This window comes from Variovorax sp. 01N429, assembly GCF_056399425.1.
On the sequence record NZ_JBFTRG010000023.1, the window covers coordinates 55,697 to 78,481 of the forward strand.

24 protein-coding genes and 1 pseudogene are annotated in these 22,785 nt (G+C 65.1%); 18 read left to right on the plus strand and 7 right to left on the minus strand.

The genetic code is table 11. The annotated features are described in order from the left end of the window. Nucleotides 1-7: 7 nt before the first annotated feature. The 6 genes from AC1DSF_RS27510 to AC1DSF_RS27535 are packed head-to-tail and all read left to right on the plus strand — an operon-like array spanning nucleotide 8 to nucleotide 6,303. Nucleotides 8-1,069, plus strand: coding sequence for a Gfo/Idh/MocA family protein (locus AC1DSF_RS27510; RefSeq protein ID WP_478183784.1), 1,062 nt, complete (start codon nucleotides 8-10; stop codon nucleotides 1,067-1,069). Further along, nucleotides 1,059-2,192, plus strand: coding sequence for a glycosyltransferase family 4 protein (locus AC1DSF_RS27515; RefSeq protein ID WP_478128380.1), 1,134 nt, complete (start codon nucleotides 1,059-1,061; stop codon nucleotides 2,190-2,192). The genes AC1DSF_RS27510 and AC1DSF_RS27515 overlap by 11 nt, the downstream gene beginning before the upstream one ends. 1 nt (nucleotide 2,193) lies before the next feature. Next, nucleotides 2,194-3,321 carry a CgeB family protein gene (locus tag AC1DSF_RS27520; RefSeq protein WP_478128381.1) on the plus strand — a complete coding sequence of 376 codons (1,128 nt, stop codon included), beginning with the start codon at nucleotides 2,194-2,196 and terminating at the stop codon, nucleotides 3,319-3,321. Further along, nucleotides 3,306-4,415: a CgeB family protein gene (locus AC1DSF_RS27525; protein WP_478128382.1), complete on the plus strand. Its 1,110-nt coding sequence runs from the start codon at nucleotides 3,306-3,308 to the stop codon at nucleotides 4,413-4,415. Before AC1DSF_RS27520 ends, AC1DSF_RS27525 begins: the two co-directional genes overlap by 16 nt. Then, complete coding sequence (locus AC1DSF_RS27530; RefSeq protein WP_478128383.1) at nucleotides 4,412-5,503, plus strand: CgeB family protein; 1,092 nt, start codon at nucleotides 4,412-4,414, stop codon at nucleotides 5,501-5,503. The genes AC1DSF_RS27525 and AC1DSF_RS27530 overlap by 4 nt, the downstream gene beginning before the upstream one ends. Continuing rightward, nucleotides 5,500-6,303, plus strand: a complete 804-nt coding sequence (locus AC1DSF_RS27535; protein ID WP_478128384.1) for a TIGR04290 family methyltransferase — start codon at nucleotides 5,500-5,502, stop codon at nucleotides 6,301-6,303. The genes AC1DSF_RS27530 and AC1DSF_RS27535 overlap by 4 nt, the downstream gene beginning before the upstream one ends. A 4-nt stretch (nucleotides 6,304-6,307) precedes the next feature. Here AC1DSF_RS27535 and AC1DSF_RS27540 read toward each other — a convergent pair whose 3' ends face one another. After that, nucleotides 6,308-6,577 (minus strand): KGG domain-containing protein, encoded by a 270-nt coding sequence (locus tag AC1DSF_RS27540; RefSeq protein ID WP_478128385.1) that lies wholly within the window; start codon nucleotides 6,575-6,577, stop codon nucleotides 6,308-6,310. A 206-nt stretch (nucleotides 6,578-6,783) separates the two neighbouring features. On the opposite strand from AC1DSF_RS27540, the gene AC1DSF_RS27545 reads away from it, so the two are divergent. Then, complete coding sequence (locus AC1DSF_RS27545) at nucleotides 6,784-7,221, plus strand: histidine kinase dimerization/phospho-acceptor domain-containing protein (protein ID WP_478183785.1); 438 nt, start codon at nucleotides 6,784-6,786, stop codon at nucleotides 7,219-7,221. Nucleotides 7,222-7,245: 24 nt separating this feature from the next. Continuing rightward, nucleotides 7,246-8,643, plus strand: a complete 1,398-nt coding sequence (locus tag AC1DSF_RS27550) for a sigma-54-dependent transcriptional regulator (protein WP_478128387.1) — start codon at nucleotides 7,246-7,248, stop codon at nucleotides 8,641-8,643. A 4-nt stretch (nucleotides 8,644-8,647) separates the two neighbouring features. On the opposite strand, the gene AC1DSF_RS27555 is transcribed toward AC1DSF_RS27550, so the two are convergent. After that, the gene (locus AC1DSF_RS27555) at nucleotides 8,648-8,869 is read right to left on the minus strand and encodes a hypothetical protein (RefSeq protein WP_478183786.1); all 222 of its coding nucleotides are present in this window, start codon (nucleotides 8,867-8,869) and stop codon (nucleotides 8,648-8,650) included. A gap of 40 nt (nucleotides 8,870-8,909) precedes the next feature. After that, nucleotides 8,910-9,290 carry a hypothetical protein gene (locus AC1DSF_RS27560; RefSeq protein ID WP_478146052.1) on the minus strand — a complete coding sequence of 127 codons (381 nt, stop codon included), beginning with the start codon at nucleotides 9,288-9,290 and terminating at the stop codon, nucleotides 8,910-8,912. 176 nt (nucleotides 9,291-9,466) lie between these two features. Here AC1DSF_RS27560 and AC1DSF_RS27565 point away from each other — a divergent pair, with 176 nt between their 5' ends. The 7 genes from AC1DSF_RS27565 to AC1DSF_RS27595 all read left to right on the plus strand — a co-directional run bounded on the left by AC1DSF_RS27565 (nucleotide 9,467) and on the right by AC1DSF_RS27595 (nucleotide 18,631). Continuing rightward, complete coding sequence (locus tag AC1DSF_RS27565; protein ID WP_478128390.1) at nucleotides 9,467-10,072, plus strand: cysteine hydrolase family protein; 606 nt, start codon at nucleotides 9,467-9,469, stop codon at nucleotides 10,070-10,072. After that, nucleotides 10,069-12,153: an NAD(+) synthase gene (locus AC1DSF_RS27570; RefSeq protein WP_478183787.1), complete on the plus strand. Its 2,085-nt coding sequence runs from the start codon at nucleotides 10,069-10,071 to the stop codon at nucleotides 12,151-12,153. Before AC1DSF_RS27565 ends, AC1DSF_RS27570 begins: the two co-directional genes overlap by 4 nt. Nucleotides 12,154-12,318: 165 nt before the next feature. Further along, the gene (locus AC1DSF_RS27575; protein WP_478146054.1) at nucleotides 12,319-12,603 is read left to right on the plus strand and encodes a DUF2934 domain-containing protein; all 285 of its coding nucleotides are present in this window, start codon (nucleotides 12,319-12,321) and stop codon (nucleotides 12,601-12,603) included. Between the two features lie 80 nt (nucleotides 12,604-12,683). Beyond that, nucleotides 12,684-13,304, plus strand: a complete 621-nt coding sequence (locus AC1DSF_RS27580; protein WP_478128393.1) for a TetR/AcrR family transcriptional regulator — start codon at nucleotides 12,684-12,686, stop codon at nucleotides 13,302-13,304. A gap of 143 nt (nucleotides 13,305-13,447) precedes the next feature. Beyond that, the gene (locus AC1DSF_RS27585) at nucleotides 13,448-15,247 is read left to right on the plus strand and encodes a feruloyl-CoA synthase (protein WP_478183788.1); all 1,800 of its coding nucleotides are present in this window, start codon (nucleotides 13,448-13,450) and stop codon (nucleotides 15,245-15,247) included. A gap of 19 nt (nucleotides 15,248-15,266) precedes the next feature. Continuing rightward, a complete protein-coding gene (locus AC1DSF_RS27590; RefSeq protein ID WP_478183789.1) occupies nucleotides 15,267-16,454 on the plus strand; it encodes a thiolase family protein in 1,188 nt (395 codons plus the stop codon). A 266-nt stretch (nucleotides 16,455-16,720) separates the two neighbouring features. Further along, on the plus strand, nucleotides 16,721-18,631 hold the full coding sequence (locus tag AC1DSF_RS27595; RefSeq protein WP_478183790.1) for a tannase/feruloyl esterase family alpha/beta hydrolase: 1,911 nt from the start codon (nucleotides 16,721-16,723) through the stop codon (nucleotides 18,629-18,631). A 104-nt stretch (nucleotides 18,632-18,735) separates the two neighbouring features. Here AC1DSF_RS27595 and AC1DSF_RS27600 read toward each other — a convergent pair. Further along, nucleotides 18,736-18,852, minus strand: a pseudogene (locus tag AC1DSF_RS27600) (helix-turn-helix transcriptional regulator); the annotation flags it as partial. Nucleotides 18,853-19,228: 376 nt separating this feature from the next. On the opposite strand from AC1DSF_RS27600, the gene AC1DSF_RS27605 reads away from it, so the two are divergent. The 3 genes from AC1DSF_RS27605 (at nucleotide 19,229) to AC1DSF_RS27615 (ending at nucleotide 21,510) form a co-directional block, all read left to right on the plus strand. Beyond that, nucleotides 19,229-19,783, plus strand: coding sequence for a histidine phosphatase family protein (locus tag AC1DSF_RS27605; RefSeq protein ID WP_478183791.1), 555 nt, complete (start codon nucleotides 19,229-19,231; stop codon nucleotides 19,781-19,783). Between the two features lie 107 nt (nucleotides 19,784-19,890). Beyond that, nucleotides 19,891-20,697, plus strand: coding sequence for a hypothetical protein (locus AC1DSF_RS27610; RefSeq protein WP_478183792.1), 807 nt, complete (start codon nucleotides 19,891-19,893; stop codon nucleotides 20,695-20,697). A gap of 21 nt (nucleotides 20,698-20,718) precedes the next feature. Continuing rightward, nucleotides 20,719-21,510, plus strand: a complete 792-nt coding sequence (locus AC1DSF_RS27615; RefSeq protein WP_478183793.1) for an SDR family NAD(P)-dependent oxidoreductase — start codon at nucleotides 20,719-20,721, stop codon at nucleotides 21,508-21,510. Between the two features lie 20 nt (nucleotides 21,511-21,530). On the opposite strand, the gene AC1DSF_RS27620 is transcribed toward AC1DSF_RS27615, so the two are convergent. Genes AC1DSF_RS27620 through AC1DSF_RS27630 form a run of 3 tightly spaced genes read right to left on the minus strand, consistent with a single transcriptional unit; the run spans nucleotide 21,531 to nucleotide 22,738 of the window. Continuing rightward, entirely contained in the window at nucleotides 21,531-21,935 is a 405-nt protein-coding gene (locus AC1DSF_RS27620) for a TraR/DksA family transcriptional regulator (protein ID WP_478183794.1), read from the minus strand. Continuing rightward, a complete protein-coding gene (locus tag AC1DSF_RS27625; protein WP_478128401.1) occupies nucleotides 21,932-22,150 on the minus strand; it encodes a hypothetical protein in 219 nt (72 codons plus the stop codon). Before AC1DSF_RS27625 ends, AC1DSF_RS27620 begins: the two co-directional genes overlap by 4 nt. A gap of 36 nt (nucleotides 22,151-22,186) precedes the next feature. After that, entirely contained in the window at nucleotides 22,187-22,738 is a 552-nt protein-coding gene (locus tag AC1DSF_RS27630; protein WP_478128402.1) for a type 1 glutamine amidotransferase domain-containing protein, read from the minus strand. Nucleotides 22,739-22,785: the final 47 nt, after the last annotated feature.

Consider the following 22,785-nt stretch of genomic DNA (forward strand, 5'->3'; position numbering starts at 1 on the left):
AGCTGCGATGAGCGAACAGATCAAGCAACTGCGCGTGCCGGCCGGCTCGGACGCGAAGCCCGCTGCCACCACGCGCCGGCCGAGGCTCGGCTTTCTTGGCGTCGGATGGATCGGCCGCAATCGCCTGCGCGCCATCGCCGATGCGGACGTTGCGGACATCGTTGCCGTGGCAGACCCCGACACGGCATTGCGCACGCACACGCTGGCCCTGGCGCCGGACGCCGCCACCTGCGAGAGCCTCGAAGCACTGCTGGACCTCGAACTCGATGGCGTGGTGATCGCCACTCCGAGCGCGCTGCATGCGGGGCAAGCCGAGGCTGCGTTGACGAAAGGCGTCGCCGTTTTCTGCCAGAAGCCGCTGGCTCGCACGGCGGCAGAAGCGCAGAAGGTCATTGCGGCGGCACGGCGGTCGAACCGGCTGCTGGGCGTCGATCTTTCGTACCGCCACACCAGCGCGATGCGAGGCATACGCGCCGCTGTGCGGGAAGGCGAGATCGGCGACGTCTACGCCATCGACCTTGTCTTCCACAACGCCTATGGGCCGGACAAAGCCTGGTTCCGCGATCCAAAGCTCTCCGGCGGCGGTTGCGTGATCGATCTCGGCACGCATCTGGTCGATCTCGCCTTGTGGACGCTCGGCGCCTGGGAGGTGAGTGACGTCGCCGCGCAGCTCTTTGCCGGCGGCCGGCGGCTCGGCCCGCGCCCCGAGGTGGTGGAAGACCACGCCATCGTGCAGTTCAACCTCCACAGCGGCCCTGATGGGTTCGTGGCTGTGAGGCTGGCCTGCTCGTGGAACCTGTCGGTCGGGCGCGACGCCGTCATCGAGGCGCACTTCCACGGCACGCGTGGCGGCCTGGCAATGCGCAATGTCGGCGGATCGTTTCTCGACTTCGTGGCCGAGCGCTTCGACGGCACCCGCAGCACAGTGCTTGCGGCGCCGCCGGACGACTGGGGCGGCCGCGCTGCACTGGAGTGGGTTCGCCGGCTCGCCGGCGGCGAGGGCTTCGACCCCGAAATCCGAAGCGTGGGGGAGGTCGCGCGCGTCCTGGATGCCGTCTATGGCCGATGACGTTCGCATCCGGACAGTGCTGATGACTACCGACAGCGTCGGGGGCGTCTGGACGCACGCCTTGGAACTCGCGCGTGCGCTGGGCCGTCGCGGGGTGCGCGTCGCGCTTGCGACGATGGGCGCACCCTTGCTGCCGTCGCAGCGCGAAGCGGTCATGCAATTGCCCACGACCACCGTCTACGAAAGCAGCTATCGGCTCGAATGGATGGAGAACCCGTGGGCTGATGTGCGAGAGGCTGGCGATTGGCTGCTGCGGCTCGAACGTGCGCTGCAGCCGGACGTCGTTCATCTCAATCAGTTTGCCTTCGGTGCGCTGCCCTTCGTGGCGCCCAAGTTGCTGGTCGCGCATTCGTGCGTGCTCTCGTGGTGGCGCGCCGTGCACGACCAGCCCGCACCGGCGCTGTGGACGCGCTACCGGCATGAAGTCAGGCGCGGGCTCCATGGGGCGGACCTCGTCGGCGCGCCCACGCTGGCCATGCTGAATTCGCTCGCCACGAACTATGGCTATTGGGGCGGCGGCGTGGTGTTGCCCAACGGCCGCAGCGTGCCGACTTTTTCGCCCGGCCCCAAGGAAGAAGTGATTCTGTTCGCCGGCAGGCTATGGGACGCCGCCAAGAACATCCAGGCGCTGGAGGCGGTCGCGCCGCACCTGCCGTGGCCGATTCGCGTCGCCGGATCCGCGGCGGCACCAGGTGGCCACGCGGTCGAGCCGAGCGGTGTCGTCAAGCTGGGTGAACTGTCGCCGAAGAGCCTGGCTGCCGAGCTGGCGCGCGCGGCCATCTACGCGCTGCCCGCGCGCTACGAGCCCTTCGGGCAGAGCGCACTGGAGGCAGGGCTCGCAGGCTGTGCACTCGTGCTGGGCGACCTGGAGAGCCTGCGCGAAGTGTGGGGCGACGCGGCGCTGTACGTGGAGCCCGATGACCACGACAAGCTTCGCTTGACGCTGCGCCGGCTGATCGCGGAGCCATCCTGGCGCATGCACCGCGGCCGGCTGGCGCGCGCGCGTGCCTTGCGCTATGGGCCCGAAGGCATGGTGCGGGCCTATTTCGACGCGTACCGCCGCGCTCATGGCGATGCGGGCGATGCGGGCGCCGTCAATGCCATATCGCATGCGGAGGGCTGACATGCGCGTGGTGGTCTTCTGTCATTCGCTGGTTTCCGACTGGAACCACGGCAACGCGCATTTCCTGCGCGGGATCGGCAGCGAGCTCATCGCCCGTGGGCACTCGATCGTCTTCTACGAGCCGCAAGATGCGTGGAGCCGTTTGCAGCTCGAAGCGTCTCACGGCCGCGCACCGCTGGAGGCCTTCGCGCGCGCCTACCCTGAACTGCGCAGCAAGACCTATGCGCTGGAGAGCCTCGATCTCGACGCCGCATTGGACGGCGCGGACCTCGTGCTCGTCCATGAATGGAACAGCCATCTTCTGGTCCGCCGCATCGGCGAGCACCGTCGCCGCAACAACCACTACAGGCTGCTTTTTCACGACACCCACCATCGATCGGCGACGGACGCGCAGAGCATGGCCGCGTACGCGCTCGAGCACTATGACGGCGTTCTCGCCTTCGGCAATGTGATCCGCGACCTGTATCGGAGCCACGGCTGGTCGCGGCGGGCGTGGACCTGGCACGAAGCGGCGGACGCCCGGCGGTTCCGGCCTCTCTCCGACGAACGGAACGAAGGCGATCTCGTCTGGATCGGCAACTGGGGCGACGACGAGCGCGAGGCGGAACTGAGCGAGTTCCTCCTGGAGCCGGTCCGCAAGCTCGGCTTGCGCACACGCATTCACGGCGTGCGCTATCCGGCCCATGCGCTGGACCGGCTCGGCGAGGCAGGCATCGACTACGGCGACTGGCTGCCCAACCACGAGGTCCCGAAAGTGTTCGCGCGTTTTCGCGTGACGGTGCATGTGCCTCGCCGTCCTTACGTGCGGGCGCTGCCGGGCATCCCGACCATTCGCGTCTTCGAGGCTCTGGCCTGCGGCATCCCGCTGGTGTCGGCGCCATGGGACGACACCGAGGCGCTGTTCACCGCCGGGGAGGACTTCCTGTTCGCGCGTGATGGCGCCGAGATGCAGCGCCACCTGCGCATGCTGCTGAACGAACCGGATCTCGCGCGCGGCATGGCCGCCCACGGCCGCGCCACCGTGCTTGCGCGCCATACCTGCGCGCACCGCGTCGATGAGCTGCTCGCCATCCATGACGAACTGGATTCCCCGCAACCTCAACGGAGCCCCGCATGCATTCGAAGCTGAACATCGCCTTCTTCGGTTCGAGTCTCGTTTCAGCCTACTGGAACGGCGCCGCCACCTACTACCGGGGCATGGTGCGTGCGTTGGCGGCACGGGGACATCGCGTGCGCTTCTTCGAGCCCGACGCGTACGGACGGCAGCAGCATCGCGACATGCCGGACCCCGACTGGGCCAAGGTGATCGTCTACCCGGGCGACGACGAGCGCGCGGCACTGCGCTGTGTCGAATCGGCGCGCGATTGCGATTTGGTGATCAAGGCCAGCGGCGTCGGCGTGTTCGACGCCTTGCTGGAAGAGGCCGTGCTCGACCTGCAGGGCCCATCGACGCTGGCCGTGTTCTGGGACGTCGACGCGCCGGCCACGCTGGAGCGCCTGCAGAGCGATGCAAGCGACCCGTTTCGCGCGCTGGTGCCGCGCTACGACCTCGTGCTGACCTACGGCGGCGGCAATCCGGTCGTGGCTGCCTACGAGGCCCTCGGCGCACGGCAGTGCGTCCCGATCTACAACGCGCTCGACCCCTCGACGCATCATCCGACCGAGCCCGATCCGCGCTTCATGTGCGAACTCGCGTTCCTCGGCAACCGGCTGCCGGACCGCGAGGAACGCGTCGACCGCTTCTTCCTCGCAGCGGCTGCCGAACTCGTTGGTCGCCGCTGCATCCTCGGAGGCAGCGGCTGGGAGGACAAGGCGGTGCCGCCCAACGTCGACTACATCGGGCACGTCTACACCGCGGACCACAACGCGTTCAACGGAACGCCCAAGGCCGTGCTCAACGTGAGCCGCGACAGCATGGCCCGCTTCGGGTTTTCGCCCGCTACGCGTGTCTTCGAGGCGGCAGGCGCAGCTGCCTGCCTGATCACGGACGACTGGGAAGGCATCGACTGTTTCCTGCAACCCGGCAGCGAGGTGCTGGTCGCGCGCGATGGCGCGGAGGTGGCCGCGCACGTGCGATCGCTGGACGCCGACATGGCGCGGCGCATCGGCTGGGCGGCACGCCGCCGCGTGCTGGCGGAGCACACCTACGCCCACCGCGCCGCGCAGGTCGAAGCGCTGCTGGAAGGCCGGCAAGCCGCTCGGCCGGTACGAGAGGCCGCATGATGGATCGCCCGACCTTGCGCATCGTCATCCTCGGCCTGTCGATCACGTCTTCGTGGGGCAACGGTCATGCGACGACTTACCGCGGCCTCGTGCGCGAACTCGTGCGGCGCGGGCACGACGTGCTTTTCCTGGAGCGCGACGTCCCCTGGTATGCGCAGAACCGCGACCAGCCGAAGGCGCGCCACGGGCGGCTTGCGCTCTACAGCGATCTCGATGAACTGCGCCGTGTGCATGCACGGGCAGTGGGCGATGCCGACCTCGTGATCGTCGGCTCGTATGTGCCTGACGGAGTCGAAGTCGGCGATTGGGTGCAGTCGCAGGCCGACGGCCTCACGGCCTTCTACGACATCGACACGCCCGTCACGCTCGCGAAGCTTGCCGTCGGCGACACAGCCTACCTGGCCGCGCGCCAGATTCCGGGCTACGACATGTACCTGTCATTCACCGGTGGGCCTACCCAGGAGCGCCTGGAGCGCGAATACGGTTCGCCGGCTGCGCGCGTGCTGTATTGCTCCGTCGACCCGGAGCTCTACTACCCGGAGAACGTTGCGCAGGATTGGGACCTCGGCTACATGGGCACCTACAGCGACGACCGGCAGCCCACCCTCGACCGGCTGCTGCTGGAACCGGCGCGGCGCTGGAGTTTCGGCCGGTTCACGGTCGCGGGCCCGCAATACCCCGAGAGCATTCAATGGCCCGCGAACGTGACCTACACCGCGCACCTGCCACCAGCGGCGCACCGCGCCTTCTACAGCCGCCAGCGCTTCACGCTCAACGTGACGCGCTCGGACATGATCGCGGCGGGCTGGTCGCCGAGCGTGCGCATCTTCGAAGCGGCCGCCTGTGGGGTTCCGATCATCAGCGACCGCTGGGAAGGCATCGAAACACTGTTGACGCCCGGACGCGAAATCTTCCTCGCCGATTCGCCTGAAGAAGTGCTGCATCTGCTTCATGACTTGCCGGAGCACGAACGCATCGCCGCCGGCCTCGTTGCCCGCGCGCGGGTGCTCGCGCATCACACGGCGGCCCATCGTGCGGCCGAGCTCGAAGGCTACGTCATGGCGCTTCAAGAGGGGGCGGCGGCATGAAGTCCCTGCTTGAGCAGGCCGAAGCGCTCGGGCCGTGGTTTCACAACCTTCATCTGCCTGGAGGGGTGCAAACCTCGCCGAATCACTTCCTGGGCGGCGACTTTCCGAATTTCAAGTGGCAGCAGATCGAGCCCTTCCTTCCCCGGGACCTGGCCGGGTGGCGCGTGCTCGACGTCGGCTGCAACGCAGGCTTCTACAGCTTCGAGCTGGCGCGGCGCGGCGCGTGGGTGCTTGGGATCGATTCCGATGAGCACTACCTTGCACAGGCGAAGTGGGCCGCCAACGTGCTTGAGCTGCAGCATCAGGTGGAATTCAGGCAGATGGAGGTCTACGAATTCGCCAGGTTCGAAGAGACTTTCGATCTGGTCTGGTTCATGGGGGTTTTCTACCACCTGCGCTACCCGCTGCTGGTGCTCGATCTTCTGGCGCAGCGCACGAAGCGGCACATGGTTTTCCAGACGCTGACGATGCCCGGCGAATCGGTGTCCACGCAGACCGGAGATTGTTCGATCGAGGACCGTTCGCCGCTGCTGGAGCCGGGCTGGCCCAAGATGGCTTTCATCGAGAACAGCCTTGCGGGCGATCCGACCAACTGGTGGGTTCCCAACCATGCCGCCGTGGAGGCAATGCTGCGTTCGGCTGGCCTGCGCGTGACCGCGCGTCCGGGGCACGAGATCTATCTGTGCGAGCCGGCGAATTCGCCGCGCACGCCCTTGTACGCGCCGCAATTCGCCGCCGTGACGGGTTTGACCGGCGCGATGCAGCGCGTCAGCGGCTCGGCCGAACGGCCGAAACGATAAGCGCCTATCCGGCGGCGTGTTCCGCGGGTTCGGCTCCATCGGCGGTGCGTGCCAGGTCCGCAGCGGCGGCTGCGGCCGCGGCCGCCAGCGCACGGCTCTTCAGCCCGGCCAATCTTGCCTCCTGGGCATCGAATCGATGCGCGGATCCTTTCTCGTGTGCCGCCCGGCCACCCGCTCTCGCGATTTCGCGAAGCCGCTGAGGGTCCATGGCGGCAAATCCGCGGCGCGCGCGGGGAGGCGACAAGGTTTCTTCGGGCGATGGATGGGTGCTCATGGATTTGCCTCTTGCAGGGTGCGGCGTACCGGAATTGAATGGGCGTTTCCGTGCGCTTCGCAACGTCCATGCCAGAGGCGGGACAAGAGCAGCCTGCGAGGGAGAACCGCATTGCGGGCCGCGTGGGCGGCGGCTGTGGGCAGCGCTTTGGGCAATGAATGCGGCAAATTTTGCTGTCGGGCCGACAAGAAGCAGGAGCTTTTCGCATGAACCGCGTGAACCGCATGAACAGGACGAACAACGACGACGCAGTCTGTGAATCCCGCGCCGAGGACCGCGGCGTCCTGTGGCTCGTGGCCGCCTTGGTGGCTGGCGCAACGCTCGCGGTCTGCTGGCGCTGGCCGGCTGGCGACGGGGTACAAGACGTGCAGGAGACCCGAAAGCGCCTGGAGAAGCTGGACCACGACTTCCGCACGCCGCTCGGCAGCCTTGCCACCGCAGTGGAGCTTCTGCGCACCGAGCCGGCGGACTCGGAGATCTACCAGGAAGCGATGACCGTGCTGGAGCGTCAGATCGCACGCCTTCATTCACTGACAGATGAGTTGCACGACCTCTCACACGAACTGGCGGCGCCCGATGTCGGCCGCGGCGCTCGCGGGGCCGTAGGCTCGCGCGGAAAAGGCAGCAGCCGTTCTGCAGCTTGAGCCTTGCAGATTTAGGGAGCGCACGTGGGACACACCGTCATAGTCGAAGACGACGAAGATTCGGCACGCATGATCAGCGCCTTGATCGTTCGCGAGGGCCATACCGTCGCGAGCGCGAGCACGATCGAATCGGCCTGCCGGCTGTTGGCGATGCAGCCGGCGGATCTTCTGCTGCTCGACCTGCATCTGCCGGACGGCAACGGCTTCGAGCTGCTGCAGCACGAGGACCTGCTCGGCGACACCGAGGTGGTGCTCATGACGGGCAATGCGAGCGTCGAAACCTCGGTCAAGGCGCTGCGGCTCGGCGCGGCCGACTACGTGGTCAAGCCCGTCAGCCCCGCCCATCTGAAAGGGCTTCTGTCGCGCCTGATCCGGCCGTCGCGGTTGCGCGCGGAGCTGCAGGAAGTGACCGAACAGTGGCGCGAGACCGGCAGGTTCGGTCGGCTGATTGGCGAATCCGCCGCGATGCAGCGGGTCTATTCGCAGATCTCGCGCGTGGCGGGCACGGCGGTCACCGTGTTCATTCATGGCGAAAGCGGCACCGGAAAGGAACTGGCCGCTCGCGCCGTGCACGACCTGAGCCGGCGCAGGGAGCAGCCTTTCCTGGCGGTCAACTGCGGCGCGCTGTCGCCGAACCTCATCGAAAGCGAAATCTTCGGCCACGAACGCGGGAGCTTCACCGGCGCCGATCGGCAGCATCAGGGCTTCTTCGAGCGAGCGTCCGGGGGCACGCTGTTCCTCGACGAGGTCACGGAGATGTCGCCGTCGCTGCAGGTCAAGTTGCTGCGCGTGCTGGAGACGGCGACCTTCATGCGCGTCGGGTCCACCGACGTGCGCCAGACGGACGTGCGGATCATCGCGGCGACCAACCGGAACGCGCTCGAATCGGTGGCGCGCGGTGTGCTGCGCGAGGATCTTTTCTACCGGCTGAATGTGTTCCCGATCACCATGCCGCCGCTTCGGGAGCGCAATGGCGACGTTCGCATGCTGGCCAATGGATTCCTGGCTGAATTGAGCGCGCAGGAGCGGCTCTCCAAGCACTTCACGCCGCGTGCGCTGGCGCGCCTTGCAGAGTATTCATGGCCGGGCAATGTCCGCGAGTTGCGCAACGTGGTGCAACGCGCTTGGGTCATGGCCGTCGATGAAGAAATCGACGAGGAATGGCTGCCTTCAGGGACCGACAAGGCGGACTTCGCGAGCGAGCCGCCGCTGGTGGATCACGGGGGCGAGTGGGCTCGCAACGGCAGCGGCCGCAACGGCGCCCAGCTTTCGATTCCGCTGGGGACGAACCTTTCCGACATCGAGCGACAGGTGATCCTGGCGACCTTCGAGCACTGCGGAAGGCACAAGGAGAGGACCGCCGCGGTCCTCGGCATCAGCATGAAGACGCTGTACAACCGGCTGAAGGAATACGGGACTTAGCGCCTCAGGCGCCGCCGATGCCGACAGTCACCTTGCCGGTACCGCCGCACGCCTCGCACACGCGGCGTTCGGGGTCGCGCCCCGAACCGCCACAGACGCGGCAGAGGCCTTCTCCGGTGGACGGCGTGCCCGGAGGCGCCTCGTCTCCCGGGGACATGGTCGACTCGGGATTCGCTGTCTGGACGGCCTGCCCGGATTCCTGATTGCTGGACTCTGGCGTGTTCATGATGTCCTCGCACATTCAATGTTTCGATGCTCAATGTTGTTCATTGCTTCGGCTTCGGCTTGGGGGCCTGGTCGGTCTGCGTGGGTCCGGTCGACGGCTGATCTCCCGGGTGATGCCCGGAGAGCCCGCCCGTCGTCCCGATGCCGGGCGTCCGGAGATTGCCGCTGCGCGCTTTGGGCGAGTCGGGTGTGACGGTCTCGCCCGACGACACCGAACCGCCCTTGTCCCCGGAGTCCGCGGACTCCCCGGAGCCCCCCGGTGTTGCACGCGTGGCGGGCTTCTTGCCGCTTTCGCCCTGGACGGAGGGCGCCATGCTTCCCTTGGGGTTGCCGGTGGGTTGCGCAGCGACCGGTGCACTCACGCCGCAGATCAGGGCACTCACGGCCATGGCGACGATGCCTTTTTCAATACCAATATGCATGTTTTTTTCCCCTGCTGCTTCAGGCCAAGTTCGAACCTTCAGGGCCCCTGCGATGTGCGTTGTCTGCGGCAGTGCGTGTCAGCAAAAGGCGAGGGCTGCGCCGGTGCCGCCCGATCGAGCGAGCCGCGAGATGCGCCTACAGGCGGCGCGCGTGACCGGTGCTAATTTGCGTCACCATGCCGCAAAAAACGCAACCCGCTCCCATCGCGCCCGACGTCGCACCCCGGGGCACCGCGCTCCTGGTGGTCGACATGATCAGTTGCTGGGACTTCCCGGATGGCGACAAGCTGGTGCGCGGCGCGCGGCGCATCGCCCCGAACATTGCCGCGCTGAAGGCCCGCTGCCGGGAGACCGGAACGCCGGTCATCTATGCCAACGACAACCGCGGGCGCTGGCGATCCGACTTCCCGACGCTGGTGCAAGAGTCGCTGGAGCGCGGCGGCATCGCGGCCGAGATCACCCGCGCACTGGAGCCTGCCCGCGACGACTATTTCGTCCTCAAGCCCAGCCACTCGGCCTTCTTCGGTACGCCGTTGGAGCTCCTGCTGAAGTTCCTGAAGGTCCACCGCATCGCCATCGCCGGCGTGGCGAGCGACCAGTGCGTGCTGAGCACGGCGATGGAGGCGCGCATGCGCTCGTTGGAAGTCGTGGTGCCCAGGGATTGCGTGGCATCGCAGACGACGCCGCGCAACAACACGGTCCTCCGGCAGTTTGAAGAAGTCCACCAGGTGCCTACGATGCCAGGCTCACGCATTCGATTCGACGCAGAGGCAGAGCCATGACCACCTTGTCCGACTTTCTCGATCCGCGATCGCATGGCTTCGTGCGCCTGGCAGTGGCGGTTCCGCGCAATCGCGTTGCCGATCCGGTGTTCAATGCCAGCGAGACCGTGGCCATGTACCAGGAGGCGAGCCGGCAGGGCGCGGCTGTCATCGCGTTTCCTGAACTGGGGCTCTCGGCCTATACCTGCGACGACCTGTTTCATCAGGCGGCCTTGCTCGACGCCTGCGAAGACGCGCTCGCCACGGTGGTCGCGGCGTCGACCGAACTCGCGGGCCTGGCGATCGTCGGCCTGCCGCTTCGGGTCGACCATCGCCTGTACAACTGCGCGGCGGCAGTGTCGGGTGGGCGCGTGCTGGGCGTGTGGCCGAAGACCTATCTGCCGAACTACGGCGAGTTCTACGAAGCCCGCCAGTTCAGCGCGGCGGACAGCGCCTTGGCAAGCGAGATCACGCTGTGCGGTACGCAGGTGCCTTTCGGCACCGATCTGCTGCTGGAGTGCCGCCAGACGCCGCTCCTGAAGCTGCATGTGGAGATCTGCGAAGACGTCTGGGTGCCGATACCGCCGTCGAGCTATGCCGCGCTGGCGGGCGCCACGGTGTTGGTCAACCTGTCGGCGTCGAACATCACCATTGGCAAGTCGGAGTATCGCCATCGGCTCGTCAGCCTGCACTCCGCGCGGTGCCTGGCGGCCTATCTCTATTCGTCGGCCGGCATTGGCGAGTCGACCACCGATCTCGCATGGGACGGCCAGGCCCTCATCTGCGAAAGCGGCGACATGCTGGCCGAGAGCGAGCGATTCAGCAACCGCTCGCACTTCATCATGGCTGACATTGACCTCGAGCGTCTCTCGCGCGAACGCATGCGCCAGAACTCGTTCGGAGTCTCCGCGCGGCGGCACAAGCAGGCGCTGGAGGGATGGCGAACGGTGCATTTCGATGCCGAGCAGCGGCAGCTCCTGCCGCAGCCGGGATTGCAACGCAGGCTCGAGCGCTTTCCCTATGTGCCTGCCGATGCGCGCAGCAGGGACGTGCGCTGCATGGAAGTCTTCAACATCCAGGTGCAATCGCTGGTGCAGCGCCTGGAGGCGGCAGCGATTTCCAAGCTGGTGATCGGTGTCTCGGGCGGACTGGATTCAACCCATGCATTGCTGGTGTGCGCCCAGGCGATGGACCGGCTGAAGCGCCCGCGGTCGGACATCCTCGGCTACACGATGCCCGGATTTGCCACGAGCCGACGCACGCAGGACCAGGCTCTGCGGCTGATGGAGGCCATCGGCTGCAGCGCGAGCGAGCTGGACATCCGGCCGAGCTGCAACCAGATGCTCAAGGACCTGGGCCATCCTTTCGCGGAGGGAGTGCCGCAATACGACATCACCTTCGAGAACGTTCAGGCCGGCGAGCGCACGAGCCACTTGTTCAGGCTCGCGAATTTCCATCAGGCGATCGTGGTGGGCACCGGCGACCTGAGCGAGCTTGCGCTGGGCTGGTGTACCTACGGCGTGGGCGATCACATGTCGCACTACAACGTGAACGCCAGCGTGCCGAAGACGCTCATCAAGCACTTGGTCCGCTGGGTCGCCGACAACGGGCAGGTGGGCGCGGCGGGCAGCGACGTGCTGCGCGCCATCCTCGCAACCGAGGTCAGCCCCGAGCTTGTCCCCGGTGATTCGTCGAAGGAGGATGAGCATCCGGGACAGAAGACCGAGGATTTCGTCGGCCCTTACGAGTTGCAGGACTTCCATCTCTACTACACCGTGCGATATGGCTTCCGCCCCAGCAAGGTGGCCTTTCTCGCCTACACGGCGTGGCACGACGCTGCGCAGGGCCATTGGCCTGACGACCTGCAGGGAGAGCGAAACGCCTATTCGCTCACACAGATCCGCAAGCATCTGGGCACCTTCCTCTATCGCTTCTTCAAGACCAGCCAGTTCAAGCGCTCGTGCGTGCCCAACGCGCCCAAGGTGGGCTCCGGCGGCTCACTGTCGCCGCGGGGCGATTGGCGCGCGCCAAGCGACGGCGAAGCGGCGGTCTGGCTTGCCGATCTGGAGCGGATTCCCGAGGACGAAACGCCCGGCGCCTGAAGGCAAGGCAGGGCAGGGCGGGGCGGGGCGTGGATCTTCTTCGCTGCCCAGGATGAGAAAACTTCCTACGCGACTGCCATCTTGCGAAAAGGAGTTTCGACGTCGGAGCCAAGGTCGAAACCGGCGCGACCGCCATCTGTTCCTCGCCGGGAGCGGAGTCAGCATATGTCATTGAAGAAGGCCGGCAGCACGCCGGGCGCAACCGTTCCTCCGCCGCTTTCACAACCGACGGAAGCGCAGATCCGCGCCGAGGATCTGGAGCAGAACGACACCAGGATTGGCCAACAGCAGGAGGCTCCTGAAGGCCAGGACCCTGAGCGCGAGTCACGCATACGCGAAGCGGCCTACGCGAGGTCGGAGCGCAGAGGGTTCACGCCCGGCCATGAGGAAGAGGACTGGCTGGAGGCTGAACGCGATCTCGCGCAACGGAATCGACCGCGGGGCGGGTGATCGGTCACCAGTTGCTTTCAGCCGGCCAGCAACGAACCGTTGATACGGCACTGCACCAAGTGCCGAGATTATGATTTCGCATGCTCACGAAATCGCCTGGCGGCGCCGCGCCAAAGAAGCCCGCTCGTGCATCCAATCCGGACCGCACGCAACTCACGCCCGACGACTGGATCCGCGCTGCAACGGAGCTGCTGATGCATCGCAGCATCGATGCGGTCCGGGTCGATGTGATCGCGAAGATCATGGAAGTGACGCGTGGCAGCTTTTACTGGCACTTCAAGGATCGGGAAGATCTGCTGAGCCGGGTCCTGCTGAGCTGGCAGGAAGCGCAGACCGAGCAAATCATTGCCCGCTACCGCAAGCAGGGCGTTCATGCAGATGACTTGATCCGAGAGCTTGTCGAATTGCCTTTCCATGGACGCGCGGCGGCCAAGGGGGCATCGGTGGAATTGGCGATCCGCGCTTGGGCGCGCCGCGATGATATGGCGCGCAGGATAGTGGATGCGGTGGATGCCAAGCGTCTGGTCTACCTGGAAGAGTGTTTTGCAGAGTTGGAATTTTCCGCCGAGGACGCGAAATCTCGCGCCTTTCTGCTGTATTGCTACATGCAGTCCGAATCCCTGTTCCGCAATCAGGGGACCGCAAAGGACAAGCAACGGCGCCAGATCTTCGTGGCCGAAACACTGCTGGCTAAACGCTAGCGGCTGGACTCGCGCACCTCCCCGCAGCCGGGGAAACCCTGACGACCATACATTCGGGACGCTTTAAACTTTCCAGACACAACTGTATGGAAGCGACGGCCCGCCGAGTCCCGGTGCGCACGCTTTGTCAGCCTAAGGTAGCCATGCGCACTCCACTCTTTCGTAGCGGCGAATCGCTCGCGTCGCCCCAAGTAATTCGCGAACATCGCGCCGACGGCAGCTTCATTCTGCGCAGCGCCGACCCGTTGCGCCCCTATGCGCGCTGCATCGGAGACTGGCTGGACGAGTGGGCCATGGCGACCCCCGAGGCGGTCTTCCTGGCTGAGCGGGACAGCAATGGCGAGTGGCTGCGCCTGAGCTACCGGGAGGTGAGGACGCAGGTCGGCCGCATTGCCCAAGGACTCAGCGCATTGGACATGCCGCCGCACCGGCCCGTGGTGATCGTTTCGGAGAACGGCATCGACCATGCGCTGCTGTCGCTGGCGGCGATGTACATCGGCAGGGTGAGCTGCACGGTCTCAAGTGCCTACACCTGCATGACACGTGACTGGAGCAAGCTGCACGGCATCCTCGACATGCTCGAGCCCGGTATTGTGTACGCTGCAGATGCAGCAGTGTATGGCGAAGCGCTGGCGCATTGGCGCGGCAGCGCTCCGCTGTACTTCAGCCGCAATGCCAGGGAGTTGCCCGATGCACGGACGTTTGCCTCCCTGGCCGCAGCCAAGGAGGGGCCGATGGTCGAGCGGCTCGCAACCGCGGTGAAGCCGCAGACCGAGGCCAAGTACCTGCTCACGAGCGGCTCGACCGGTGCACCCAAGGTCGTCATCAACACGCATCAGATGCTGTGTGCCAACCAGCAGCAGATTGCGCAGGTGTGGCCCTTCCTTGGACGAGAGCCGCTGGTGCTGGTGGAATGGTTACCGTGGAGTCACACGTTCGGCGCCAACCATAACTTCAACATGGCGCTGGCGCACGGCGGGGCGCTGTACATCGACGACGGCCGTCCGGCGCCTGGGCTGATCGAGAAGACCTTGGCCAATCTCCGTGAGATTCGACCCAACTTCCACTTCAACGTGCCGCGCGGGTTCGACATGCTGCTTCCATATCTGGAGAAGGATCAGCAGGCTGCACGCGATGTCTTCGAGCGTCTGGACGGCATCTTCTACGCCGGTGCCGCTTTGCCCCAGAGTACCTGGGAGCGGCTTCAGAAGGTGGCCAACAGTGTGCGGGACGAGCCGATTTGGTTCACCTCCGCTTGGGGTGCTACGGAAACGTCGCCGGCGGTTACCTCTGTGCATTGGCAGATAGAGCGCGCGGGCTGCATTGGTCTGCCGCTTCCGGGCTCGCAAGTGAAGTTCGTGCCCAACGGCGAGAAGCTCGAACTTCGCGTCAAGGGACCGCAAGTGTTTCCGGGCTATCGCAACGCGCCGGAGACCACGGCTGCCGCGTTCGACGACGAGGGCTTCTATTGCATAGGCGACGCGGCCAAGCTAATGGACCCGGCGGATCCGGCAAAGGGCATCGCCTTCGATGGACGCGTTGCGGAGGACTTCAAGCTCACCAGCGGCACGTGGGTTTCCGTGGGCACGGTTCGGTTGCGTGCCATCAGTGCCATGTCGCCGTATGTGGCCGACGCAGTGGTGACAGGGCACGACCGCGAAGAGCTGGGGCTCATGATCTTTCTGTCCCCGCAAGGGCGGCAATGTGATCGTGCCAAGGTCATAGACCGTGTGCGTGATGCACTTCAAGCCTTGCGTGCGTCGGGCGCGGGCAGCTCCCAGTGTCCGGGCCGGGTACTGGTGCTGGGAGACGCGCCCTCGATCGACGCCGGCGAGATCACAGACAAGGGCTACATCAACCAGCGAGTGGTGCTGAAAAGGCGCGAAGCGGATGTAGATGCTCTGTACTCCAACCCATCCGACCCGCGCGTGGTCGTCCTTTGATTCCGATTGAGAGGTCTTCATGCGTTTCGACGACGCCTACATTCCCTTGCCCCTTTTGTGGAGCTCACCATTCATCCGCTGGCAGGGCGCGGCGGCTGATTCGTCCGCACTCGACCTGGCGGTGCAGGTCACACGCGATGCGCTTGCGGCGGGCGGTTTCCATCCTGCGGACGCAGGGCAGATCGTCTTCGGCACCACCATTCCCCAGCCAGACAGCTTCTACGCGCCGCCGTGGATCGCGGCCCAATTGGGGATGCCGGGCATCGGGGGACCGGCGATCGCACAGGCCTGCGCCACGGCTGTGGCCTGCCTGGTCAGCGCGGCAGCCGCGTCGCAGCTTGGCGATGGCCAGACGCAGGTCGTGGTCACTTCCGACCGCACCAGCAACGGACCGCTGCTTGTCTACCCGCGCAGCGCTTCGATGGGCGGGGCACCCCGCACGACGAACTGGGTGCTCGATTCCTTCGCCGCCGATCCGTGGACGAGCGAATCCATGCTCTACACGGCGGAGTGCACTGCAGTCGATGGCGGCTTCACGCGTCAGCAGTGCGATGAACTCACGCTGCTGCGTTACTCCCAGTACGAAGACTCATTGAGGGATGACCGCGCCGCGCAGAAGCGCTATTTGCGGCCTATCGTCCTTCAATCCCGCAAGTCGAAGATCGTGCTGGAGGTAGACGAAGGCATCAGCGAGTACAGCGCGGCAGGCTTGGCGAAGCTTTCGCCGGCGAAGCCCGGCGGCGTCATCACTCACGGAACGCAAACGCATCCCGCGGACGGCACGGCAGGCGCAGTCCTCACGAGCAAGGCCAAGGCAGTGCAACTCGCCGATGGCCAACCGGTCGTGCGCTTGCTGTCAGCGGCGTTCGCGCGCGCGGAGAAGGGCCGTATGCCGAAGGCGCCTGCCATCGCGGCGCACAAGGCGCTCACGTCTGCCGGCAAGCGCGTGGCGGATCTCAAGATCATCAACACGCACAATCCCTTTGCGGTGAATGACCTATGGCTGCACCGCGAGACGGGCTTTCCGCTCGAGCGCATGAATCCACTCGGCTGCAGCCTTATCTACGGTCACCCGCAATCGCCGACTGGAATGCGTGGCATTGCTGAGCTTGCGCATTCCCTCGCGATGGACGGAGGCGGCGTGGGCCTGTTCACTGGCTGCGCGGCCGGAGACATGGGCGCTGCCGTGGTGATCGAAGTCGCATAGACCATTGCGAAGGCACCCGAACGGTGGTCCGTTGGCCTCGCATGGGCCGTGCAGGGCGTTTGAGACGGCATGGAGATCTATTGCGTCTTTTGTCCATACAGAAATGTACGCTGCTAAGTAAAAACACCGCCTCTCGCTGCAATGAGGACGTTTTACATTCCTAAGAATCACAGTACATAACTGTATTGTGATTGCAGCGACAAGCATCACCACAGCCGGACCGAAGCGGCTTGATCGCGCCTTCAAAACTCACACGGAGACAAGACATGTTGGGCAAACTTAGTGCATCTCGGATGGCGCTCCTTTTCGCCATCGCGGCCCTCGGAGCCTGTGGCGGTGGCGGGGGCGGCGGCTTTCCGGTCTCGCCTGCCTCCGGCAGTGGCTCGGGAACGGGAACAGGGACCGCCAGCTCGGGGGGAGGGACGACCTCGACGCCGCCGTCAACGACGCCCTTCCAGGGCCCGAGCAAGTCGACCTGCGAAGCATTGGCCGGCTTGGTTGAAAACAATGCGAGCTTTCCGGCCCAAACGAAGGTCACGACCGCCACGTTCAGTGCCGCGGTTGCTGCTTCAGGCAATACGCCCGCCACACCCGAGCATTGCGATCTTGTCGGCACGATTCGCGCGGCGCGTGTCGGCGCCCAGAGCTCGCCGGGTGTGACGCAGACTTACGCGATCAACTGGCGAGTCCGCTTGCCCACGGCGTGGAATGGACGCTCTGCGATGTCGGGTGGAGGTGGACTCGATGGCAGCGTTCCCGACACGCTCACGCGACTGCGGCAGGGCTATGCGACCGCCGCCAACGATTCCGGCCACGACAACGTCAAGAACAACGATCCCATGGCCGCGGCCACGGGTGCCTTCGCCACTGACTTCGAAGCTCGAACGGATTTCGCCTATCGCGCCATCGAGCAGACGACTCAAGCTCTCAACTCCTTCGTCAAGACCTACTACAACGAAGCGCAGGACTACGCCTATTTCGAAGGCTGCTCCATGGGTGGCCGCGAAGCGATGATGGTCTCGCAACGATTGGGTGACCAGTACGATGGAATCGTGGCGGGTGATCCGGGCTTCAAGCTCACAACGATGTCCACGCATGAGGTCTACGACGCGCAAGTTCTTGGCGCTCTGGCGACTTCGATGAATCTTGCTTCGGTGAACGGCGTGCCATTGGCCAGCAACACCTTCACCAATCAAGACCTGCAATTGGTGTCCAAGGCCGTCCTGGATGCGTGCGACGGCTTGGATGGGCTGATCGATGGGATGGTCAACAAGCCTTTGCAGTGCACCACATCCAAGGTGTTGCCGAAGCTCGACCTTGTGCAATGCAGTGGCGCCAAGGCCGACGGTTGTCTCACTTCCGGTCAGATCGACGCGATCGTGAAGATATATGCCGGGCCAGTCACTCCGTCGGGCAAGCGCCCCTACTACCCATGGATGTGGGACGCCGGCATCGCGGGCTGCACGAGCGCTGCGGATTGCAACGCTGCGGGTGCAACCAACATTGCAACCGGCTGGCGTTCGTGGAAGATTGGCTCTTACCAGGCGAACCTCGCCACCGCGCAGAACAATTCGCTGGACTTCACCGGCGGCGCGGGAGGCGCGCTGAGTACGGTTCTCGCACCCACGCCACCGACGTCCCCGGCGCCGACGGCAGCAGAGGGTCTGACCAAGATCATGCTGAACTACGACCTCGACGCCTATTACGCGAGCTTGTTCAACACGACAGTTGCATTCCCGGTCTCGTCGTTCGATCAGCTGCAGGCGGACTCGACCGACTATTCCAAGCTCAAGGGCAGGAAGGGCAAACTGATCGTGTATCAGCCTCAAAGCGGCGGTCCCTTCTCGCCGATGGCCATGGTTGACTGGTATGAGCAACTCAACACGGCCAACGGCGGAACGCCGTTCAACTACGCGAAGACGCAGGAATTCGCCCGCTTGTTCCTGATGCCGGGCGTGCAGCACTGCTCGGGCGGGCCCGGAACGAGCACCATGGATGCTTTCGCTGCAGTCGTGAACTGGGTCGAGAAGGGCGCAGCGCCCGCGTCGATCATCGGTACTGCTCCTGTCGCGACGCCATGGCCGGGCCGCACCCGCCCACTGTGCGCCTACCCAACGAGCGCGACCTACAAGGGCACCGGCAGCATCGAAGACGCAGCGAACTTCATTTGCCAGTAATAGCCCCGCGGCTCAGGAAATGCAAAAGGGCCGCGAACCGGCCCTTTTGCTTTGCTGCTGATGCTGAGCAGTTTCAGGTGCCGTTGTGGCGTCTCACCCTTAGTTCAGTTTGGGCCCTTGCCCATCACGAGTGCGAATAACTCATTGGGGTGATGAATGCCAAGCCGATCGAAGGCGCGGTCGCGATAGGTCTTGACGGTGCCTGGTGATACGCCAAGATCACCTGGCCCAAGTACAACGGGACTGGAGATCTCAACATCGCAGCGAGCTACAGCTGTGTCAACTGAACGCGTTCGCCCTCGCCGGCGCGGCGCCATGCGCTGATTCAACAAAGGGTCCTTCGGAGACTGCGTTCTTCCGAAGGACCCCCGCAGTCTCGGAGTACCCGTTGGGTTTTGCCGAGACCGTGAACGCAATGTCGGTCACACGTGCGAGGTGACGACTCGGCGGGGGACTGAAGAGCCGGACGGATGAATCCTACGGCAACGGCTTCGTTGTCGGACTGACCTGCCAGCAGTAGACGACTTTGGCTTGCCCGGTCGTCGCGTCGGCGGGCGCAGCTTGCTTCGGCATACCAGCCACTTTGCTTGTCATGCCATGAAGACTTATCGCATCATGGTCATTCGCCATGCAGAGAAGCCCAATGAGGACGGCAGCGTCCAGGGGGTGAACTCGAATGGCAGCGCCAACCCGCAGGCACTGAGCGTTCTCGGCTGGCAAAGGGCGGGAGCGCTGGTGAGCTTCTTCACCAGCTTTACCGGAGGCGGCGCCGAGCATATCGAGAAGCCAGAGTTCCTGTTCGCTCCCCGGCCCACGGAAAAGGCACCCAGCGAACGTGCTCTGCAGACCCTTCAGCCGTTGGCCGGCTTCATCGGTAAAACCGTGTCGACGCAATTCCAGAAAGGGCAAGAGGCGGACTTGGTCGCGCACATTGCGCAATTGCCCGGCGCGGTGCTCGTCGCTTGGGAGCACAAGGCGATTGTCGATATTGGCAATGCGCTCATGGGTGGCCGGGACGAAACACCCCAGTCGTGGCCGGACGACCGATTCGACCTGGTGTGGGTTTTTGAGCGAGCCGGCTCCGACACGAGCTGGCGCTTCTTCCAGGTTCCCGAGCAGCTCCTTTCGGGCGATCGGTCCGAATCGATCTGAAGTCTTTGCACTGCCGGTGCTCTTCCTACGCAACTCGCGCTTCGCTCCGACAGAGGCACGGGGTCGTCCATCTAGTCTGGTTTTCCAACCTTTCAAAGGAGTTTGCCATGCAGTGGAGAGATGACGACCGGCGCGGCGGTCAGGATTGGCGCGACGAGCAGAACCGCGAGTGGCGGGGCCGTGGACAGGGCCAGGGGCAGCACGAGGCTTTCCAGGGCCGCAGCACGCAGATGGGCGGTTCCGAATACGGCGGCTATGAGTCGGGGTGGTCCCAGGGCGGCCGCAGTCAAGGCGGCCAGGGCAGTGACTATCAGCGCGGCTACTGGGGGAACGATTTCGATCGAGGCAATCCCGATCAAGACTACGGCCGCTCATCGCATGAGCGCGACAGCTGGCGCACGCACAACCAGGGTTCGCAGGGATCGCAGGGATCGCGATTTGGCGGCCCAGGGGAATACGGCCGCGAGAACGAACAGGGCCGAGGCACGCTCGGTGCCGGCTACATGAGCGGGTACGGCCGTGACCAGAGCCAGAGCGACTGGGACATGCCGACTGGCCCGCGCACATGGGGCAGCGGTATTGGCAGCGGGGTGCAGGGTCGCGGAAGACAGCAGTACATCCAGGGGCAGGGACGTCACTCGGACCCGGACTATCTGCAATGGCGCAATGAGCAGATGGAGCGCTTCGACGACGACTTCGATGCCTATCGGCGTGAGCGGTACGGCAAGTTCGCGGACGAGTTCAACACCTGGCGCGCAGCCCGCAGCCAGCAGTCATCGGGCCAGGGTTCGAGCGGAGCATCGTCGGGTACGTCAGGCGCGTCGGGCGCGTCAGGTGCCTCGTCAAGTAGCTCTGGCGGTTCCGGCAGCGGCAGCCGTACGGGCGACAGTTCGAGCTCCAAGCAACATAGTTGATCGGCACTCGAGGAACACACCATGGCAAATGACATCTCCGGCCGTCCCTTGGCGGTCGTCACCGGCGCGTCATCGGGCATTGGCTTCAACCTGGCGAAGTGTTGCGCGGAAGGCGGCTACGACCTTTTGCTGGCCGCCGACCAGCCTCTGGAGGCGGCTGCGCAAGACTGCCGCTCGCTCGGCGCGCAAGTCGAGACGGTGCAGGTCGAGCTTGCCAGCCGCGACGGTGTCGACAAATTGGTCTCCAAGGTGGGCGGCCGGCACGTCGAAGCCTTGCTCGCCAATGCCGGCCATGGCCTCGGCAGGGCGTTCATGGAGCAGGATTTCGCCGAGATACAGCACGTCGTGGACACCAACATCACGGGCACGCTGTACCTGCTGCGCGAGCTGGGCGCCAGGATGGTCGCGGACGGCCGCGGAAAGATCCTGGTCACCGGCTCGGTCGCCGGCTTCATGCCCGGCAGTTTCCAGGCTGTCTACAACGGAACCAAGGCATTCGTGGACTCGTTTGCCGCGGCCTTGCGCAACGAATTGAAGGACTCGGGGGTGACCGTCACTTGCCTGATGCCAGGTCCCACCGACACTGAATTCTTCGCGCGTGCGGACATGCTGGACACGAAGGTGGGCACCGACAAGAAGATGGACCCCGCCGAAGTCGCGAAGATCGGCTTCAAGGCCATGGAAGACGGAGACGCCGACGTGGTCGCCGGTCTCAAGAACAAGATGCAGGTCGCGATGGCCAAGGTGCTGCCTTCGCAGATGTCGGCCGAGGGTCACCGGAAGCTGGCGGAGCCGGGGACGGCGGAGAGATGACGATAGGGCTGCAAGGCCCCCTACGCACCAAACGGCGGAACCGAGCGGTGGTTGTTCTCCCACTGCTCCTGATGCTCCAGGCAGAGCTTCGCCGTCGGTTTCGCCAGCAGGCGAGCGAAAGGAATCGGCTCGTCGCATTCTTCGCAGAAGCCGAAGCGCTTCTCGCGCATGCGTTCGCGCGCGTCCTGGATGTCGCGCAACTCCTCCTGGTCGCGCATCAACTGCACATGATCGAGTCCGGCGAGGAAGCGCTCGTCGGCAATGTCGACGGGGTCATTGACCTCACGCGGACGGGGTTCGCTGGACGCGAGACCGCTTCGCTTGAGATCCCGCACTTCAGCGCGCAGGTCCGCCTCGCGGCGCACCAGCAGCGCTTCGAGTTCTTGCAGCTGCGCCTCGTTCAGATGGGCACGGGCATCAGTCATCGTGTCTGCGTGCCCGTGGTCGCGCCGCCCGAGGGAGGCTGAGATGGCGTCGACGACTGCGAATTCGCCGGCCCTGCGGGCTCCTCGCTTCGCTGCGTCGAGAAGAAGTTGTAGCTCAGCGCACCCACCAGCAGCACTGCAATGGCAATGGCGCCCCAGCGGATGACGCGCTTGTTGTCGCGTTCATCGCTTCCGACCTGGCCCTGTGGTTTCATGGCAAATCCTGGTTGTCGAGACATTGCGAGTCCCGCTCAATGCGCAGCGCTCGCGAAGAGCTTCACCATCTCGGCATTGAAGTAGGGGATGTCGTCGGGCCTGCGGCTGGTGACCAATCCATCGTCCACCACCACGGGTTCGTCCACCCAATCCGCACCGGCGTTCTTCAGATCGGTGTGCAGCGAGGGCCATGACGTCATCTGGTGGCCCTTGACGCCCTCGGCCTCGACCAGCGTCCAGGGACCGTGGCAGATCGCGGCAATCGGCTTGGCCGCATCGATGAACGACCGAACGAAGGCGACGGCCTTGCCGTCGATGCGCAACGCGTCGGGATTGACCACGCCGCCCGGGAGCAGCAGTGCATCGAACTCCTCGGGTTGCGCCTCGGCCAAGGGGACGTCGACGGGAAACGAGTCCGCCTGATCGTGGTGGTTCCAGCCGCGCACCTTGTCGTCCTTGGGCGAAACCAGCTTCGTCACTGCGCCGGCGTCATCGAGCGCCTTGCGCGGCTTCACCATTTCGACCTGCTCGAAGCCATCGGTCACCAGGATCGCGACACGCACGCCATCGAGTTGCTTGTCAGCCATGACAGTACCTCCTGAAAAGCCTTCACCCTAGCCGTCACAAAGGGCCT